The 16199-nt window shown below is 66.5% G+C and carries 18 protein-coding genes; 14 read left to right on the top strand and 4 right to left on the bottom strand.

The features are described 5' to 3' along the window. The 3 genes from ACNPP0_RS02330 to ACNPP0_RS02320 all read left to right on the top strand — a co-directional run. A partial coding sequence (locus ACNPP0_RS02330) for a PP0621 family protein (protein WP_448704917.1) occupies nt 1-159 on the top strand: 159 nt, incomplete at its 5' end. A 145-nt stretch (nt 160-304) separates the two neighbouring features. Further along, entirely contained in the window at nt 305-883 is a 579-nt protein-coding gene (gene ampD / locus ACNPP0_RS02325; RefSeq protein WP_448704916.1) for a 1,6-anhydro-N-acetylmuramyl-L-alanine amidase AmpD, read from the top strand. 19 nt (nt 884-902) lie between these two features. Then, on the top strand, nt 903-1523 hold the full coding sequence (locus ACNPP0_RS02320) for a glutathione S-transferase family protein (RefSeq protein WP_448704914.1): 621 nt from the start codon (nt 903-905) through the stop codon (nt 1521-1523). A gap of 16 nt (nt 1524-1539) precedes the next feature. Here ACNPP0_RS02320 and ACNPP0_RS02315 read toward each other — a convergent pair whose 3' ends face one another. Next, nucleotides 1540-2358, bottom strand: coding sequence for an IclR family transcriptional regulator (locus ACNPP0_RS02315; RefSeq protein WP_332610052.1), 819 nt, complete (start codon nt 2356-2358; stop codon nt 1540-1542). A gap of 321 nt (nt 2359-2679) precedes the next feature. On the opposite strand from ACNPP0_RS02315, the gene ACNPP0_RS02310 reads away from it, so the two are divergent. From ACNPP0_RS02310 to ACNPP0_RS02285, 6 genes are all read left to right on the top strand, one after another. Then, nucleotides 2680-3747, top strand: a complete 1068-nt coding sequence (locus ACNPP0_RS02310; protein WP_332610051.1) for a 2-dehydro-3-deoxygalactonokinase — start codon at nt 2680-2682, stop codon at nt 3745-3747. Between the two features lie 9 nt (nt 3748-3756). Continuing rightward, entirely contained in the window at nt 3757-4410 is a 654-nt protein-coding gene (locus tag ACNPP0_RS02305) for a 2-dehydro-3-deoxy-6-phosphogalactonate aldolase (protein WP_332610050.1), read from the top strand. Then, the gene (gene dgoD, locus ACNPP0_RS02300) at nt 4407-5555 is read left to right on the top strand and encodes a galactonate dehydratase (RefSeq protein ID WP_054427537.1); all 1149 of its coding nucleotides are present in this window, start codon (nt 4407-4409) and stop codon (nt 5553-5555) included. The genes ACNPP0_RS02305 and dgoD overlap by 4 nt, the downstream gene beginning before the upstream one ends. A gap of 144 nt (nt 5556-5699) precedes the next feature. After that, a complete protein-coding gene (locus ACNPP0_RS02295; RefSeq protein WP_332610049.1) occupies nt 5700-7010 on the top strand; it encodes an MFS transporter in 1311 nt (436 codons plus the stop codon). Nucleotides 7011-7232: 222 nt separating this feature from the next. After that, a complete protein-coding gene (locus ACNPP0_RS02290) occupies nt 7233-7559 on the top strand; it encodes a type II toxin-antitoxin system RelE/ParE family toxin (protein ID WP_198158136.1) in 327 nt (108 codons plus the stop codon). Then, entirely contained in the window at nt 7556-7864 is a 309-nt protein-coding gene (locus ACNPP0_RS02285) for a helix-turn-helix domain-containing transcriptional regulator (RefSeq protein ID WP_050445682.1), read from the top strand. The genes ACNPP0_RS02290 and ACNPP0_RS02285 overlap by 4 nt, the downstream gene beginning before the upstream one ends. A gap of 61 nt (nt 7865-7925) precedes the next feature. Here the strand turns inward: ACNPP0_RS02285 and ACNPP0_RS02280 are convergent, their stop codons facing one another. From ACNPP0_RS02280 to ACNPP0_RS02270, 3 genes are all read right to left on the bottom strand, one after another. Next, on the bottom strand, nt 7926-9125 hold the full coding sequence (locus tag ACNPP0_RS02280) for an MFS transporter (protein ID WP_448704913.1): 1200 nt from the start codon (nt 9123-9125) through the stop codon (nt 7926-7928). A 145-nt stretch (nt 9126-9270) separates the two neighbouring features. Next, nucleotides 9271-10185 (bottom strand): IclR family transcriptional regulator, encoded by a 915-nt coding sequence (locus tag ACNPP0_RS02275; RefSeq protein ID WP_448704912.1) that lies wholly within the window; start codon nt 10183-10185, stop codon nt 9271-9273. Next, nucleotides 10175-10972, bottom strand: coding sequence for an IclR family transcriptional regulator (locus tag ACNPP0_RS02270; protein ID WP_448704911.1), 798 nt, complete (start codon nt 10970-10972; stop codon nt 10175-10177). Before ACNPP0_RS02270 ends, ACNPP0_RS02275 begins: the two co-directional genes overlap by 11 nt. A gap of 267 nt (nt 10973-11239) precedes the next feature. Here ACNPP0_RS02270 and ACNPP0_RS02265 point away from each other — a divergent pair, with 267 nt between their 5' ends. From ACNPP0_RS02265 to ACNPP0_RS02245, 5 genes are all read left to right on the top strand, one after another. Further along, nucleotides 11240-12406 (top strand): acyl-CoA dehydrogenase family protein, encoded by a 1167-nt coding sequence (locus ACNPP0_RS02265; RefSeq protein ID WP_448704910.1) that lies wholly within the window; start codon nt 11240-11242, stop codon nt 12404-12406. A 64-nt stretch (nt 12407-12470) separates the two neighbouring features. Then, entirely contained in the window at nt 12471-13454 is a 984-nt protein-coding gene (locus ACNPP0_RS02260) for a Bug family tripartite tricarboxylate transporter substrate binding protein (RefSeq protein WP_332610044.1), read from the top strand. A 20-nt stretch (nt 13455-13474) separates the two neighbouring features. After that, complete coding sequence (locus ACNPP0_RS02255) at nt 13475-14638, top strand: acyl-CoA dehydrogenase family protein (protein WP_448704909.1); 1164 nt, start codon at nt 13475-13477, stop codon at nt 14636-14638. 19 nt (nt 14639-14657) lie between these two features. Next, complete coding sequence (locus tag ACNPP0_RS02250; protein WP_448704908.1) at nt 14658-15653, top strand: acrylyl-CoA reductase family protein; 996 nt, start codon at nt 14658-14660, stop codon at nt 15651-15653. A gap of 19 nt (nt 15654-15672) precedes the next feature. Continuing rightward, nucleotides 15673-16199, top strand: a 527-nt coding sequence (locus ACNPP0_RS02245; protein ID WP_448704907.1) for a CoA-binding protein, incomplete at its 3' end; no start/stop codon positions are given.

Genomic DNA, 16199 nt, shown 5'->3' with positions numbered 1-16199 from the left:
GGCAAGGCGGCACGCTCGGCGCCCGCGCCGGCCGCCCCCGAATCCATGGTGCGTTGCGCGCATTGCGGCATCCACCTGCCCCGGTCCGAGGCCGTGCTCGTGAACGGCATGACCTGGTGCAGCACCGAACATTCCACGCTGGGTCCCGCCAGGAAGTAAGCCGGAAGCGGGGAAGCGGAAACCGGGCGCCCGCGACGGCGCAGGGGCTGCGTTTTACGTACGCCCCTCGGCAAAAACGCCAATTTGGGAGGCGGCGGCGACCACGGCATAATGCCCGTTGGATTCAACACGCATGTTCTCTCTTATGGCTCTGCTTCTGGATCGACATGGCTGGCTGGCGCCGGCCGCCGGCCTCACCCTGCTGCCTTCGCCCAACCGCGACGCGCGCCCCGACGGCGCGCAGGTTTCCTTGCTGGTGTTGCACAACATCAGCCTGCCGCCCGGCCAATTCGGCGGCCCGGAAGTCGCGGGGCTGTTCACCAACACACTGGACCATTCCTCGCACCCCTGGCTGGAACGCCTGCGCGGCCTGCGCGTGTCGGCCCACTTCTTTATTCGACGCGATGGGCGCATCATGCAGTTCGTGTCCACCGACCAACGCGCGTGGCACGCGGGCGTGTCGCGCTTTGGCCGGCGCGAACGCTGCAATGACTTTTCCATCGGCATTGAGCTCGAAGGCACGGACACCCTGCCGTACGCCGACGAGCAGTACCTGGCGCTGCGCAAGCTGACGCCGGTACTGCGCGCGCGTTATCCGCTGGCTGCGGCCTGGGGTCACGAACACATTGCCCCCGGGCGCAAGACGGACCCCGGGCCTGCTTTCAACTGGACGCGTTTTTCGCGCGACAGCGGCTTTGCGCGGCGGCAGTTGCCGCCCGTCTGACACTACTCAAGGACTGGTTATGTTGAAGATCTGGGGACGCCTTACGTCCGTCAACGTGCAGAAGGTAATGCTGGCCGTGCGCGAACTGGCCCTGCCGCACACCTTTACCCAGGCAGGCGGACCGTTCGGCGTGGTGGATACGCCCGAATTCGCCAAGCTGAACCCGAACCGCACCGTGCCGGTGATCGATGACGGCGGCTTTGTGCTGTGGGAATCGAACGCCATCGTGCGTTACCTGGCCGCGCGCTACGGCGTGGGCACCTTGTGGCCGGAAGACGCCTGCATGCGCGCCGACGCCGACCGCTGGATGGACTGGCAGGCCACCGAATGGCAAGCCGCGATGGGCCCCGCATTTCTGGGCCTGATTCGCACGCCGGAAGCCAAGCGCGACCACGCCGCAATTGAAAATTCGGTCAAGCGTTCCAACGTCCGCGCCCAGATCCTGGACCAGGCGTTGCAAGGCCGCGAGTTCATTGCGGGCCGTCACCTGACGATGGGCGACATTGCACTGGTCAGCTCGGCGCACCGCTGGCTGGCCCTGCCCATCGAACGCCCCGACACCCCGGCGCTGTCCGCCTGGTATCGCCGCGTGATGATGCGCCCTGCGCCGCAAGGCGTGCTGACGCTTCCGCTGGAATAAAGCTTGCCGGACCGCGTCAGCCGCGGTCCACCTTCCAGCCCATTTCCGCCGAAATGCCGGCAGCGGCTTCCTGCACCACGGGCACCATGTCGCGCATGCGTTCAAGTGACATATACGGCACGGTGCTGGACACGCTGATCGCCGCCACGATGCCGCTTGACGCATCGCGCACCGGCGCCGCCACACAGCGGATCGACGGCTCGTTGTCTTCCAGATCAAACGCATAGCCCTGCGCCGCATAGTCACGCATGCGGTCGCGGAACGCTTCCCAGCTTTGCTGGCCGCCGGGTGCGCGCGAGGACACCGGCGCGCCGATGCGATGCAGCGCCTTCCATTGCGGTTCTTCGGTATCCAGCAGCAGCGCCTTGCCCACGCCCGTTGCCGCCAGCGGCATCCGGTGTCCCACGCGCGAGCGCATTTCCAGCCCCTTCTTGCCGGGAATTTTTTCCAGGTACAGCACTTCGTCGTTGTCACGCACGGCCAGATGTATGGTGTCGCCCGTCTGCACGGCCAACGCATCCAGGTAGGGCCGCGCCAGCGTCGCCATGGGAAACGCCTCACGCGCCTGAAAGCCCAGTTCGATCAGCTTGGGCCCCAGCACATAACCCACCCCCGGCAAGGCACGCAAATAGCGCTCTTGCACCAGACAGCTGGCAAGCCGGTGCGTGGTGCTGCGCGCCACGCCGATGCGGGCGCAGATTTCCTTCAGGTCACGCGCGCCGTCGGCCACCGCCTGCACGACGGCCAAGCCGCGCATCAAGGTCTGCGTGCCGGCGGGCGCGGCGGCGTCGGGGTCCAGGGTGGGAATGGGATTTGCGGTCAAGGGGAAGGTCATGAAACGTGGATGCAACAGCAGAAACGGGGCAAGCATACCTGGGATGGCGGGGTCAGGGCGGGACGCGGTACCAGGGCAGTTCCCTTCGCGGACCGGCCAAGCCGATGCACTTTGCCACGCCCGTATTCCCTGTATGTGGGATTTAATTCTATATTTTGAGATTTTTCAAGCTCTGATCTAGAATTTTTTCCGACGCGCGCCGCGCTTTGCACAAGCCCGGTGCGCACCGACACAACAAGGCTTCCCAGCCGCACCCGTCTCGCGCATTTCCGGCGCCGGGCGGGCGCAGCAGGCAGGGCAGCCCACGATGAGACACATCAGATGACACCCGCAACGCCCGCCCGCGCGGCGCTTATCGCGCTGGACTGGGGCACCTCTTCGCTACGCGCGTATCGGCTGGACGGCACGGGCCGCACGCTGGACGCGCGGCATCTGCCCTGGGGCATCATGCGCCTGCCGCAACCCTTGCAGGATGGCGCGGCCAGCACCGCCCTGTCCGGTTTCGACCTGGCGTTCGACCAGGCTTGCGGCGACTGGCTGCGCGCGGAACCGACCTTGCCGGTCATCGCCTGCGGCATGGTCGGCAGCGCGCAAGGCTGGCGTGAGGCGGCCTACCTGGACGTGCCCGTCGACCTTGAGCGCATTGGCACCTTGCTGACGGTGGTGGAACGCACCAGCGCCGGCCCCGACGCCACGCCAGTGCACATCGTGCCCGGCCTGATCCAGCGCCACGGCCTGCCCAACGTGATGCGCGGAGAAGAAACGCAGGTCTTCGGTGTGATGTTCGACCAGGCCCAGGAATCCAGCGCGGACCCGGCAGACAGCGTGTTGATCGGCCTGCCCGGCACGCATTCCAAATGGGTCACCGCCCGCCGCGGCCGCGTCACCCACTTCGACACCTTCATGACCGGCGAGGTCTACGCCGCGCTGCGCGGCCACACCATCCTGGGCCGCACGATGAGCGATGCGCCCGCCGCCGACATGGCCGCCTTTGAACGGGGCGTGAAGGTGGCCGGCGCCCCGGTCGGCCGCGCCGGCGTGTTGTCCACCATTTTCAGCACGCGCGCGCTGGGCCTGACCGGCGAACTGGCGGCCACGTCTCAAGCCGACTATCTGTCCGGCCTGCTGATCGGCCACGAAATCGCCGCGCTGGCCCAGATGCTGCACCAGCAAGGCGAGCTGCCCCGCATCGTGCTTTGCGGCGACCCGGCGCTGTGTGAGCGCTACATCCTGGCCATGCAGCACTACGGCCTGGGTACGCCCGAACAAGCGCGGAACGCCACCGAACGCGGCTTGTGGCACCTGGCCGTCTGCGCCGGGCTGGTCAAGGCCGAACCGGGCGCGGCCGGACAGCGCCACGCCACCCCCACCCCTTCGGCATCCGTCTAGGAACCCCCCATGAACCACACCGGACTGCAAACCGCCATGGCCCACTGCGGCCTGATCGCCATCTTGCGCGGCATTCAGCCGCAGGAAGCGGAAGACATCGGCAATGAACTGTACGCGGCGGGCTTTCGCCTGATCGAAGTACCGCTGAATTCGCCAGACCCCTTGGCCAGCATCCGCGCCATGCGCGCCGCGCTGCCCACCGATTGCCTGATCGGCGCCGGCACCGTGCTGGACCCCGACGACTGCGCGCGCGTACAGGACGCGGGCGGCGAACTGATCGTCATGCCGCACAGCGACGCCGCCGTCATCCGCGCGGCCAAGAAACTGGGCATGGCGTCCTGCCCCGGCGTTGCCACGCCCACCGAGGCATTCGCCGCGCTGGCAGCGGGCGCCGACGTGCTGAAGATGTTTCCCGCCGAACAGCTGGGCCCCAACGTGCTGCGCGCATGGCGCGCCGTGATGCGCGCGCCGATCGCGCTGGTGCCCGTGGGCGGCATTACGCCCGACAACCTTTCCGACTTTGCCCGGGCGGGGGCCAGCGGCTTCGGCCTGGGCTCCGCTTTGTACAAACCCGGCCTGACGGCCACCGAAGTCGGCCAGAACGCGCGCGCATTCGCCGCCGCCTGGCAACGCGCCTATTCCGCCCAGGAGACCCAAGCATGAAGATCACCAAGCTAACCACCTACATCGTGCCGCCCCGGTGGTGCTTCCTGAAAATCGAGACGGACGAAGGCATCGTCGGCTGGGGCGAACCCGTCGTGGAAGGCCGCGCGCATTCGGTGGCCGCCGCCGTTGAAGAACTGTCCGACTACCTGATCGGCAAAGACCCGCGCAACATCGAGGACCACTGGACGGTGCTGTACCGGGGCGGCTTTTATCGCGGCGGCGCCATCCACATGAGCGCGCTGGCCGGCATCGACCAGGCGCTGTGGGACATCAAGGGCAAGCATTTGGGCGTGCCGGTGTCGCAACTGTTGGGCGGCAACGTGCGCGACCGCATCCGCGTGTATTCGTGGATCGGCGGCGACCGCCCTGCCGACACCGCCGCCGCCGCCAAAAGCGCCGTGGACCGCGGCTTTACCGCCGTGAAGATGAACGGCACGGAAGAACTGCAATACATCGATTCGTTCGACAAGGTTGAAAAGTGCCTGGAGAACGTGGCCGCCGTGCGCGATGCCGTCGGCCCCAACGTGGGTATCGGCGTGGACTTCCACGGCCGCGTGCACAAGCCCATGGCCAAGGTCCTGATGAAAGAGCTGGACCCGTTCAAGCTGATGTTCATCGAAGAACCCGTCTTGAGCGAACACTACGAGGCCTTGAAGGAACTGGCGCCGCTGACGTCCACCCCCATCGCGCTGGGCGAACGCCTGTTCTCGCGCTGGGACTTCAAGCGTGTGCTGTCCGAAGGCTATGTGGACATCATCCAGCCCGACCCGTCCCACGCGGGCGGCATCACCGAAACGCGCAAGATCGCGGCGATGGCCGAGGCCTATGACGTGGCGCTGGCGCTGCATTGCCCGCTGGGTCCCATCGCGCTGGCCACCTGCTTGCAGATCGATGCGGGTTGCTACAACGCCTTCATCCAGGAACAAAGCCTGGGGATCCACTACAACGCCGCCAACGACCTGCTTGACTACGTCAGCAACCGCGAAGTCTTCAAGTACGAAGACGGCATGGTCGCCATTCCGCAAGGCCCGGGCCTGGGCATCGAGGTCAATGAGGAATACGTGAAGGAACGCGCCGCCGTGGGCCACCGCTGGCGCAACCCGATCTGGCGTCACGCCGACGGCAGCTTCGCCGAATGGTAAGGCGGGCGCGCCCGCTCTGACTGACCGCCGCGCGGCGACTCCTGGCTTTGTCACGAGCGCCGCGTTTTTTTCCCTATATCGATAACCCAAAGGCATCCAAGCCGATGGCCCCCGCCCCTTGAAGGGCGCACGAGGAGACAATCCGTGTCGACCGCCACCCATACCGGCCTGCAAGGCGCCCAGCGCCCCACGCGCAGCCGATACATCATCATGGTGATGTTGTTTATCACCGTCGTCATCAACTACCTGGACCGCAGCAACCTGTCCATCGCCGCGCCCGCGCTGAAAGATGAGTTTGGCCTGGACACCTGGCACGAAGGGCTGATTTTGTCCGCCTTCGGCTGGACCTACGCCGCGATGCAGATCCCCGGCGGCTGGCTGGTGGACCGCGTATCGCCCCGCGTGCTGTACGCGGCCGCGCTGATCCTGTGGTCGGCAGCGACCTTCTTCATGGGCTTTGCCAGCAGCTTCATCATTCTGTTCGTGTTGCGCTTGGCGGTGGGAGCGCTGGAGGCGCCCGCCTACCCCATCAACAACCGTGTCGTCACCACCTGGTTTCCGGAAAAGGAACGCGCCACCGCCATCGGCTTCTACACGTCGGGCCAATTCGTGGGCCTGGCCTTCCTAACGCCCGTGCTGGCCTGGTTGCAACACCATTACGGCTGGCACATGGTGTTTGTCAGCACCGGTTTGCTGGGCATCGTGTGGGGCGTGCTGTGGTACCTGGTCTATCGCGAACCGCGCCAGTTCAAGGGCGCCAACGCCGCCGAAATCGAATTGATCCAGCAAGGCGGCGGCGTGGTCGACCTGGACCGCAACGCGCGCGCCAAAAAGGCGCCGTTCAACTGGAACGACCTGGGCCTGGTCATGTCCAAGCGCAAGCTGTGGGGCGTGTACCTGGGCCAGTTCTGCCTGACGTCCACGCTGTGGTTCTTCCTGACGTGGTTTCCGACTTACCTGGTGAAGTACCGCGGCATGGACTTCATCAAGTCGGGCTTCCTGGCATCCGTGCCCTTCCTGGCCGCGTTCGTGGGCGTGTTGTGCTCAGGCGTGCTGTCCGACTTCCTGGTGCGACGCGGCGCCACCGTGGGCCTGGCGCGCAAGCTGCCCATCATCCTGGGCCTGCTGATTTCCACGTCGATGATCGGCGCCAACTTCACCGATTCCACGCCCTGGGTCATCTTCTTCCTGGCGCTGGCCTTCTTCGGCAACGGCCTGGCATCGATCACGTGGTCGCTGGTGTCAACGCTGGCGCCGGTGCGGCTCCTGGGCCTGACGGGCGGCGTGTTCAATTTCGTGGGCAACCTGTCGTCCATCTGCACACCCATCGTCATCGGCTTCCTGGTGTCCAAAGACAACTTCGCCCCCGCCATCGTCTATGTATCGTCGCTGGCCCTGCTGGGCGCGCTGTCGTACATCCTGCTGGTCGGCAAGGTGGAACGGATAGAAGCGTGATTGATGTGTGTTGGTGAGATGAAGGGTGCCGGACGAACGGCACCCTTTTTTTGTGCGCGATATGCAGCCCGAGAGCACAGAGCAAGGGCTAAAAACGTCACTTCCACGTTTTCCCTTTTGCAGCGGATCAAGGACCATCACGCCATGTGAGTCACATCCGCCGATGACGAGACGGCACGGATAAGCAACTTGACTAATTTTCGTCGATAAACGAATATGGCCATGTTTGAAATTGAACACTACGTGACCGCCGATGCCGGGGTCGACCTTTATGTGGCGTGGTTGAAAAGCCTGCGTGACAACCGCGCAAGAGTGGCGATCATCCGCCGAGTCTTTCGCATCCACCAAGGCAACTTCGGCGATCACAAGTTCTGCCGCGAAGGAGTCTGGGAACTACGAATAGATATCGGCCCGGGGTATCGCGTGTATTACGGGCTAGCCGGACGGCGTGTGGTGCTGTTGCTTTCCGGCGGCGACAAACGTTCGCAAACTGACGACATCGAGCGCGCGGTACGCGCTTGGCAACATTGGAACCAGAGAACACCATGAAAAGCAGACCCCATGATGAAGCGATGGCCGAGCTGTACCGTGATGACCCCGCATTGGCTGTTGACCTAATCAACAGCGTGCTGGAAGACGGAACCCAGGCTGAGCTCTTGATCGCGCTGCGGCAACTGACGCAGGCTTTTGGTGGCGTACAGACCGTGGCGGCGCAGGCGCACCTGAATCCCACCCAGCTCTACCGCACGCTGTCACCCAAGGGCAACCCCGCGCTGAGCAGCCTGACGGCAATCCTGAAAGCCCTGGGCCTGCGGCTGGCGGTGCAACCGCTGACACCCGCGGGCGCCAGATAACGTTAATGGGCGGGTTGGGCGACAACGCCCAAACCCGCCCAGCTAGTGCTCAACGCGCCCCTCAGCAGCCCTGCATCGCCAGCTTGCGGCGGCGCACGTTGCCTGCCCGCTGCACCAGCACCAGCGCCAACCCGGCCACGGCGATGACGGCGCCGGCGATGGGTACCGCCGCGTAGCCCAGCCCGGCCGAGATCACCGCGCCGCCGGCAGCCGCGCCGACCGCGTTGCCCAGGTTGAACGCACCCACATTCACCGAAGACGCCAGCCCGGGGGCCGCCGTCGCCGCGCGCATCACGCCCATCTGCAAAGGCGGCACCACGGCAAAGGTGGCGATGCCGAAGATCAGCAGGGAAATCGCCGCGCCGATCTGGGTGGAAGCGATCCACGGGAACGCCAGCAGGTCGATGATGACGATCACCAGGAACGTGATCAGCGTGCCGTCCAGCGAACGGTCGGCCATGCGGCCACCCAGGCCGTTGCCCAGCGTGAAGCCCAGGCCAATCAACACCAGCATGCCGGTAATGAAGCCGGGCGACGCGCCGGTGATCTCGGCCAGCGTGGGCGCAATGTAGGTGTACAGCGTGAACATCGCCCCCGCGCCCACCACCGTGGTCAGCAGCGCCAACAGCACGACGGGGCTTTTCAGCACGGCCAGTTCATGGCGCACGTCGGGGCGGCGTCCGGCTTCGCCCGCGGGCAACGCGAACCACAACGACAACATCGCGATCAAGCCAAGCACGGCGGTGGCGGCAAACGACATGCGCCAGCCAATCACCTGCCCCAGCCACGTCGCGGCCGGCACACCGCCCACGTTGGCGATCGTCAGCCCCATGAACATGGTGGCCACCGCGCTGGCCTGCTTGTGGCGCGGCACCACGCTGGCGGCCACCAGCGAGCCCAGCCCAAAGAACGCGCCGTGGTTCAGGCTGGTGACCAGCCGCGCCAGCAGCAGCGTCGTGTAATTGGGCGACAGGGCCGACAGCACGTTGCCGATGGTGAAGATCAACATCAACAGAATCAGCGCCTTGCGCCGCGACCAGCGCGAAAACACCAGCGTCATCAGCGGTGCGCCCACCATCACGCCGATGGCGTAGGCGCTGATCAGCATGCCTGCGCTGGGAATGGAGACGTTCACGCCCTCGGCAATAACGGGCAACAGGCCCATGGGAGAAAACTCGGTCACGCCGATGCCGAATGCACCGACGGCCAGCGCCAACAGCGGCAAGCCGGACTTCACCGGCGGATTATCTTGCGGGTTCATGCGAATTCCTTGGAGCACGTCGGAAAGACAGGCGTGCAGTATGACGGCGCCATCCTTGCGGAAAAAGCCGTCTGGCGGGCAAACACTTTTGACTTGGGGTCACGAATCGATCCGGGGTTGGGTTCAGGGATGCCCAGCCCCCGCGCTAGGTCAGCCCCAACAGGCGCTCCGTCTCGCGCGCCAGCGCCACCAGTCGAGGGCCGATATCCGCCGCGCGCTCGCGAAACGGTCCGTCCCCGGAAGGCACGCCACAGTTAAAGACGTAGGTCAGCGACTGATACGGCCGCCATAACGGGGCCGCAAAACCATACGCGTCGGGGCGCCACTGCACGTTGTTGCCGCAATATCCCTTGCGTTCCAGGTCGCGCGATGCCGCCGCCAGGCTGGGGAAGTGCTCGGCGTAATGGCGCGCGTCGGCCACGCGCAACTGGTTCAGCACCACCGCGCGCTCGGCATCCGGCACGCGGCACAACCAGGCCTTGCCGGCCGCGCTGGACAGCAGCGGCAGCGACGCGCCGATATCCGGTCGGGTCTGCAAGGCGTCGTTCGAACGGGCGGTTTCCACGTACACCATTTGCAGCCGGTCGCGCACCACCAGCGACACCGCGCCGCGTGCGTGGTCGGCCAGCTGCTTCATCAGCGGCCGCGCCAGCTGGCGAATCTGCATGCTGGCCAGCAAGGGGTAGCTCAGCGCCAGCACCGCCGCGCCCACCCGGTAGCGCGCGGGCGCCCCCACGCGTTGCAAGAAGCCCAGTTCCACCAGCGTATGCGTCAAGCGCGCCACGGCGCTTTTCGACAGGCCCGTCTGCTGCGCGAAGTCCTTGTTGGCCAGCTCGGGCCGGTCCGCCCGAAAGCAGCCCAGGATATCGATGCCGTGCGCCAGCGTGGTGGCGAAGTCGCGGTCGCGGGTAGGGTCGCCGCCGTCCCGGTGTTGGCTGCCGTCCCGATGTGCGGAGCCGTCCCGATGTTGGGGGCCGTCCTGATGTTGGCCGCCGTCCCCATGGGGGTCGCGCTTGCGGTCACGGCGGGGCTCGTGGCCACCGTCAAGTTCAACCGGCATCCGAATGCTCCAGCATTTTTTCCACGCGCGCCACCAGCGTCAGCAAACGGGGTGCGATGCGCCGCCGCAGATCGCCCGCGCGCAATCGCCGCGTGGGAACCCCGCAATTGAAAACGAATACCTGGCCATCCACCCGGCGCCGCATCGGCACCGCTACCGCGTGCACGTCCGCGTGCCACTCACCCTCGGCCACGCAATAGCCATGCGCGGCGTAATCCCGCTGCGCCTCTTCCCAGCCGGGTGCATGCCGTTGCCACGCAGCGGGGTCTTGTTCGCGCAGCTGATGCAACAGCGCTTGCGCCTCGGCCGGGTCCGCCTGCGCCAGCCACGCGCGGCCCATTGCGGACGCCAGCAATGGCAGCATGGCGCCGATGTCCGGCCGAAACGCCACGGCGTCATGGCCCCGACACGTTTCCACATAGACCATGTGCGTGCCGTGATGCATGCCTAATGACGCCGACCCGCCCGCCGCGTTGGCCAGCCGCGTCATCAGCGGACGCGCCATCTGCCGCAGCTTGATGCTGGCCAGCAAGGGATAGCTCAACGACAACAGCGCCGTGCCCAGCCGGTAGCGGCGCAGGCTGGCGTCATAGCGCAACAGGCCACGCTGGACCAGCGTATAGGTCAGCCGCGAAATCGTGGCTTTGGACAGGCCGGTGCGCTCAGCCAGCTCGCGGTTGCTGAGCGCGGGTTCGCCATGGCGAAAGGTCTGCAACACGGCCAGGCCGTGGGCCAGCGTGGTGGCGAAATCAGGGTCGGGGTGGCGGCCGCCCAAGAGCGTGGTCATGGTCGCAATCCGGGTGGAGATTCCGCGCTGAATAGTGACAGGCGGAACGTGAAAGGCGAGAAATGAAAGGCGCGCAGTAAAAGCGAAAAAGCGAGAAATGTTGATGCCGATGATAGAGCAAGCGCGGCCCATATCGAGCAATAGGCGTTCAAGATAGCAAAACACTTGTCTCGCATTTCGCTTTGCTTTGCTAGCCTGGGTTCCATGTTGTCCGGCGCGGATTCGTCCGCCCGCCAGGCCAGCTAATTAGAAAATCGGAGACAACCCATGATCAGGGACCCTGACGGCTTTCCCGCCTTCATCGAATCGCTGCGGCGCTTCGTCCGCCAGCAACTGGTTCCGCGCGAAGCCGAAGTGGCGCGCCTGGATGCAGTGCCCGACGACCTGGTGCGGGCCATGGCCGACCAAGGCATGTTCGGCTATTCCATCCCGGAAGCCTATGGCGGCGCGGGCATGAGCACCGAAGAACTGATCCGCGCGGCGATTGAGCTGTCGCAATGTTCCGTGGCGTTTCGGGCGCGCGTGGGCACCAACACCGGCATCGGTTCCGAAGCCCTGGTGGCCGACGGCACCGCGCAGCAGAAAGACCATTACTTGCCCCGCCTGGCGTCCGGTGAATTGACCGGCTGCTTCGCGCTGACCGAGCCGCAAGCCGGGTCGGACGCCACCGCCTTGCGCACCACCGCCGTGCGCGACGGCGACAGCTATGTGCTGAATGGCGAAAAGTGCTTCATCACCAACGCCCCGCTTGCCGGCCTGTTCACCGTCATGGCGCGCACCGCCCCCGACGCGCCGGGCGCCAAGGGCATATCGGCCTTCATCGTGGAACGCGGCACGCCGGGTTTATCCACCGGCCAGCCCTACGACAAGATGGGCCAGGCCGGTTCGCCCGTGTCCACCGTCCACTTTGAGGATTGCCGCGTGCCCGCCGCCAACCTGATCGGCGGCCAGGAAGGCATGGGTTTCAAGACCGCCATGAAGGTGCTGAACAAGCAGCGCATTCACCTGGCTGCCTTGTGCATCGGCCCGGCGATTCGCATGCTGGACGACACCCTGCGCTTCGTGGCCGAACGCCAGCAGTTCGGCAAAGCGCTGATGGACTTCCAGCTGATCCAGGCCATGATCGCCGACTGCCAGACCGACATCCAGGCGGCGCTGGCGCTGGTGCTGCAAACCGCGCGCGAACGCGACGCCGGCCAGGACGTGACCATGAACGCGTCGATCTGCAAATACTTCGCGTCGGAAATGTGCGGCCGCGTGGCAGACCGCTGCGTGCAGATGCATGGCGGCTACGGCTACATCGCGGACCAGGGCATTGAACGCTTCTACCGCGACGTGCGGCTGTTTCGCCTGTACGAAGGCACCAGCCAGATCCATCAACTGACCATCGCGCGGCACACGCTGGCGCAGGCCGGCTACACGCCCGGCCGTTAGGTCCGAGCGTTTTCGGGACCGCCGCCACAAGAAGCGCGCGGCCCACAACCCCAAGGAGACTGACATGCTGCACAAGCACCTGCCGAAGTGGATCGGCGCCATCGCCGCCGCATTCACCTGCGCGGCCCTGCCGCCCCAAGCGGCCGCCGCCTACCCCGACAAGCCGATCCGGCTGATCATCCCGTTCGCCCCCGGCGGATCCACCGACATCCTGGGCCGCCTGCTGGCCGAAGCGCTGCACCCCATCCTGGGCCAGCCGGTCATCGTGGAAAACAAGCCGGGCGCCGGCGGCAATATCGGCGGGGACTTCGTGGCGCGCGCCGCGCCGGACGGCTACACGCTGCTGCTGGCGGCGGCCGGCCCCACCGTCATCAACCCCAGCCTGTACGCCAACATGCCGTTCGACCCCGCCCGGGACCTGACCGCCATCACCTGCCTGGAACGCGAACACAATCTGATGGTGGTGACCAAGTCCATGCCCGTGAAAACGCTGGAGGAATTCCTGACGTACGCGCGCAATAACCCCGGCAAGCTGTCGTTCGGTTCGCCCGGCAATGGCTCGCCCGCGCAACTGGCCGGCGAACTGCTCAAGCAAAAGGCCGGGCTGCAAGCCGAACACGTGCCCTACAAAGGCAGCGGCCCCGCCATCACCGACCTGGTCGCCGGCCATATTGATTTCATGATCGACAACATGCCCGCGCTGCTGCCGCAAGTGAAAGCGGGCAACCTGCGGGCGCTGGCCGTGCCCAGCGATGCGCGCGCGACCGCCTCGCCAGGCATCCCCACCTTCAGCGAAGCCGGCATGCCGGGCTTTGAGGTCATGGCCTGGAAAGGGTTGATGTCGCCCGCCAACACGCCGCCCGCCGTGGTGGACCGCTTGCACGCCGCCGCGGCCAAGGCCTTGCAAGACCCCGTGTTGCGCGCCCGTTTCCAGGAATTGGGCGCCGAGCCGCTGGTCAACACCCCCGCTGAATTCGCCAAGCAGATCGCCGACGAGACCTTGTGGTGGAGCAAGCTGGTGAAGTCCACCGGCACCCGCATCCAGTAAACCTCTAAAAAGAGACCACCATGCCCGCCCAGCCCACCGGCGACGCCGCCATCGAAGACCTGTGCGAACGGGTCCGCCGCTTTGTCGATGAGATCGCCATTCCCGAGGAATCGCCCGCCATTGCCCGCAACGTGGCGGCCTTGGACGCATGTGTAGCGCGCTTGCGCGTGCAAGCCCGGGACGCCGGCCTGTACGCGCCGCAACTGCCGGTGGAACTTGGGGGGCTGGGCCTGGGTTGGCGCGCGCTGGCGCAGGTGTTGGAAGCGGCCGGACGCGGTTTTCTCGGACCGGCCGCCTTGAACTGCGCCGCGCCCGACCAGCCCAACATGCTGACATTGCTGCGGCTGGGCACCCCCGCCCAACGCGAGCGCTTTCTGCTGCCCCTGATCCGCGCGGAACAGCGCGCCTGCTTCGCCATGACCGAACCCGCGCCGGGCGCGGGGTCCGACCCATCCATGCTGCGCACCCGCGCAACCCGGCGCGGACAAGGCTGGGTGTTGAACGGGCACAAGCAATTCATCAGCGGCGGCGTCGGCGCGGACTTTGCGCTGGTGCTGGCGCAGGCCGATGCCGGCGCCACGCTCTTCGTCGTGCCCGCCGACACGCCGGGATACCGCGTGGTGCGCGACATCGGCATGGTCACCGGCTACCAGATCGGCGGCCATGCGGAAATTGAATTGAACGGCTGCGAGGTCGGCGACGACGCCGTGCTGGGCGAACCCGGCCGTGGCCTGGAATACGCGCAACTGCGGCTGGAGCCCGCGCGCCTGTCGCACTGCATGCGCTACATCGGCCGCGCCCGCCGCGCCCTGGAAACCGCGCAAGCCTACGTCAACACGCGCGATTCTTTTGGATCGCGCCTGGCCGATCTGCAACAGATCCAGGCCATGGTGGCCGATTCACACATCGACCTGCACGCCAGCCGCTTGATGACGCTGGATTGCGCGGGCCGCATGGACGCGGGCTTGTCCGTCAAGCAGCACAGCGCCATGACCAAGGTATTCGTATCCGAAGCCGTCAACCGCGTGGCCGACCGCGCCGTGCAAATGATGGGCGCATCGGGCCTGTCCGACGACACCCCCGTGGCAATGATCTGGCAAGAAATGCGCCCCTTCCGCATCTACGACGGCGCCAACGAATTGCACCGCGCCAGCCTTGCGCGCCGCCTCTTGGCGCGCGGCTGACCCATCCCAGGAGACCCGCATGCCCATCCCCACCATCCAGGCCTACCGACTGCATGGCGGCGCCGACGGCGCGCCCCCGCAAGGACGCTTCGACACCTTGTCGGAAGATGACTTGTCCCCCGGCGATACGCTGATCAAGGTGGCCTACGCCGGCCTGAACTACAAGGACGCGCTGGCGCAGGCCGGACGTGGCAACGTCGTGCGCCAGTACCCCCGCATCGGCGGCATCGACCTGAGCGGCACCGTGGTCCACTCCACCGACCCCGCGCTTGCTCCCGGTCAGGAAGTTGTCGTGCATGGCTTTGGCATCGGCGTGGACTGCGACGGCGGCTATGCGGAATACGCGCGCGTGCCGCATGACTGGGTGCTGCCCTTGCCCGCCGGCATCACACTGCGCGATGCCGCCGTGCTGGGCGCCGCCGGGTTCACCGCCGCGCTGTCCCTGCACTGGATGGAACACTGCGGCCTGGCGCCTGACCAAGGCGAAGTGCTGGTCACCGGCGCCACCGGCGGCGTGGCGGGTATCGCCATCGACATCCTCAGCCAACGCGGGTATCGCGTCTGCGCCATGTCCGGCAAGGCGGATGCCGCCGACTACCTGCGGTCGCTGGGCGCCGCCGAGGTCATGGCCCCGCCCGACCTGTCCGCCCCCATCAAACCCTTGATGAGCGCGCGCTGGGCCGGCGTCATTGATTCCGTGGGCGGCCCCTTGCTGGCCCACGCGCTGGCCAGCGTGCGCCCCGACGGCGTGGTGGCCGCGTTTGGCAACGCGGGCGGCGCGGAGCTGCCCACGTCCGTCATCCCCTTCATCTTGCGCGGCGTGAAGCTGCTGGGCATCAACGCCAACAGCCCCATGCCGCTGCGCCGCGCGCTATGGCAACGGCTGGCCTCCGACTACCGCCCTCAGCGCCTGGACCTTGCCGCGCGCGTCATCACCCCCCAGGACTTGCCGCAAGCGCTGGCCGCCATGCTCGAACGCGGCAGCACCGGCCGCAGCGTCGTGCGCTTTTCCTGAACCTACTCGCCCGCAAATCATGACTACGCATTCCGACCCCACCCTGTCCCGCCTGTTCACCCCGCGCAGCATCGCCATCGTGGGCGCGTCCGCCACCCCCGGCAAGATCGGCGCCATGCCGGTCAGCCTGCTGCGCCAACATGGTTACGACGGCCGCATCCTGCCCATCAACCCGCGCGCCGATAGCATCCAGGGCTTGCCCGCCGCGCCCGACCTGGCCGCGCTGGATACCGACGTGGACCTGGTCATCCTGGCCGTGCCCGCCGCGCATGCCGCCCAGGCGCTACAAAGCGCGCGCCCTGGTCAGGTTGGCGGCGCGGTCGTATTTACGTCAGGCTTTTCGGAAACGGGCGCGGAAGGCGTCGCCATGCAAGAGGCGCTATGCGCCATCGCGCGCGAGCGCGGCATCCGCCTGCTGGGACCCAACTGCCTGGGCTACATGAACGTGCGCCACAAGGTCTACGCCACGTTCTCGCCCGCGCCCGCCAACGGCGCCGTGGCGTTGGGCGGCATCGGCATGGTGTCGCAAAGCGGCGGGTTCGGCGC

The sequence above is a fragment of the Achromobacter semiaridum genome (genome assembly GCF_053543755.1).
Note: the sequence above shows the minus strand (reverse complement) of the source record. Positions and strands in the feature narration are given on the sequence as shown.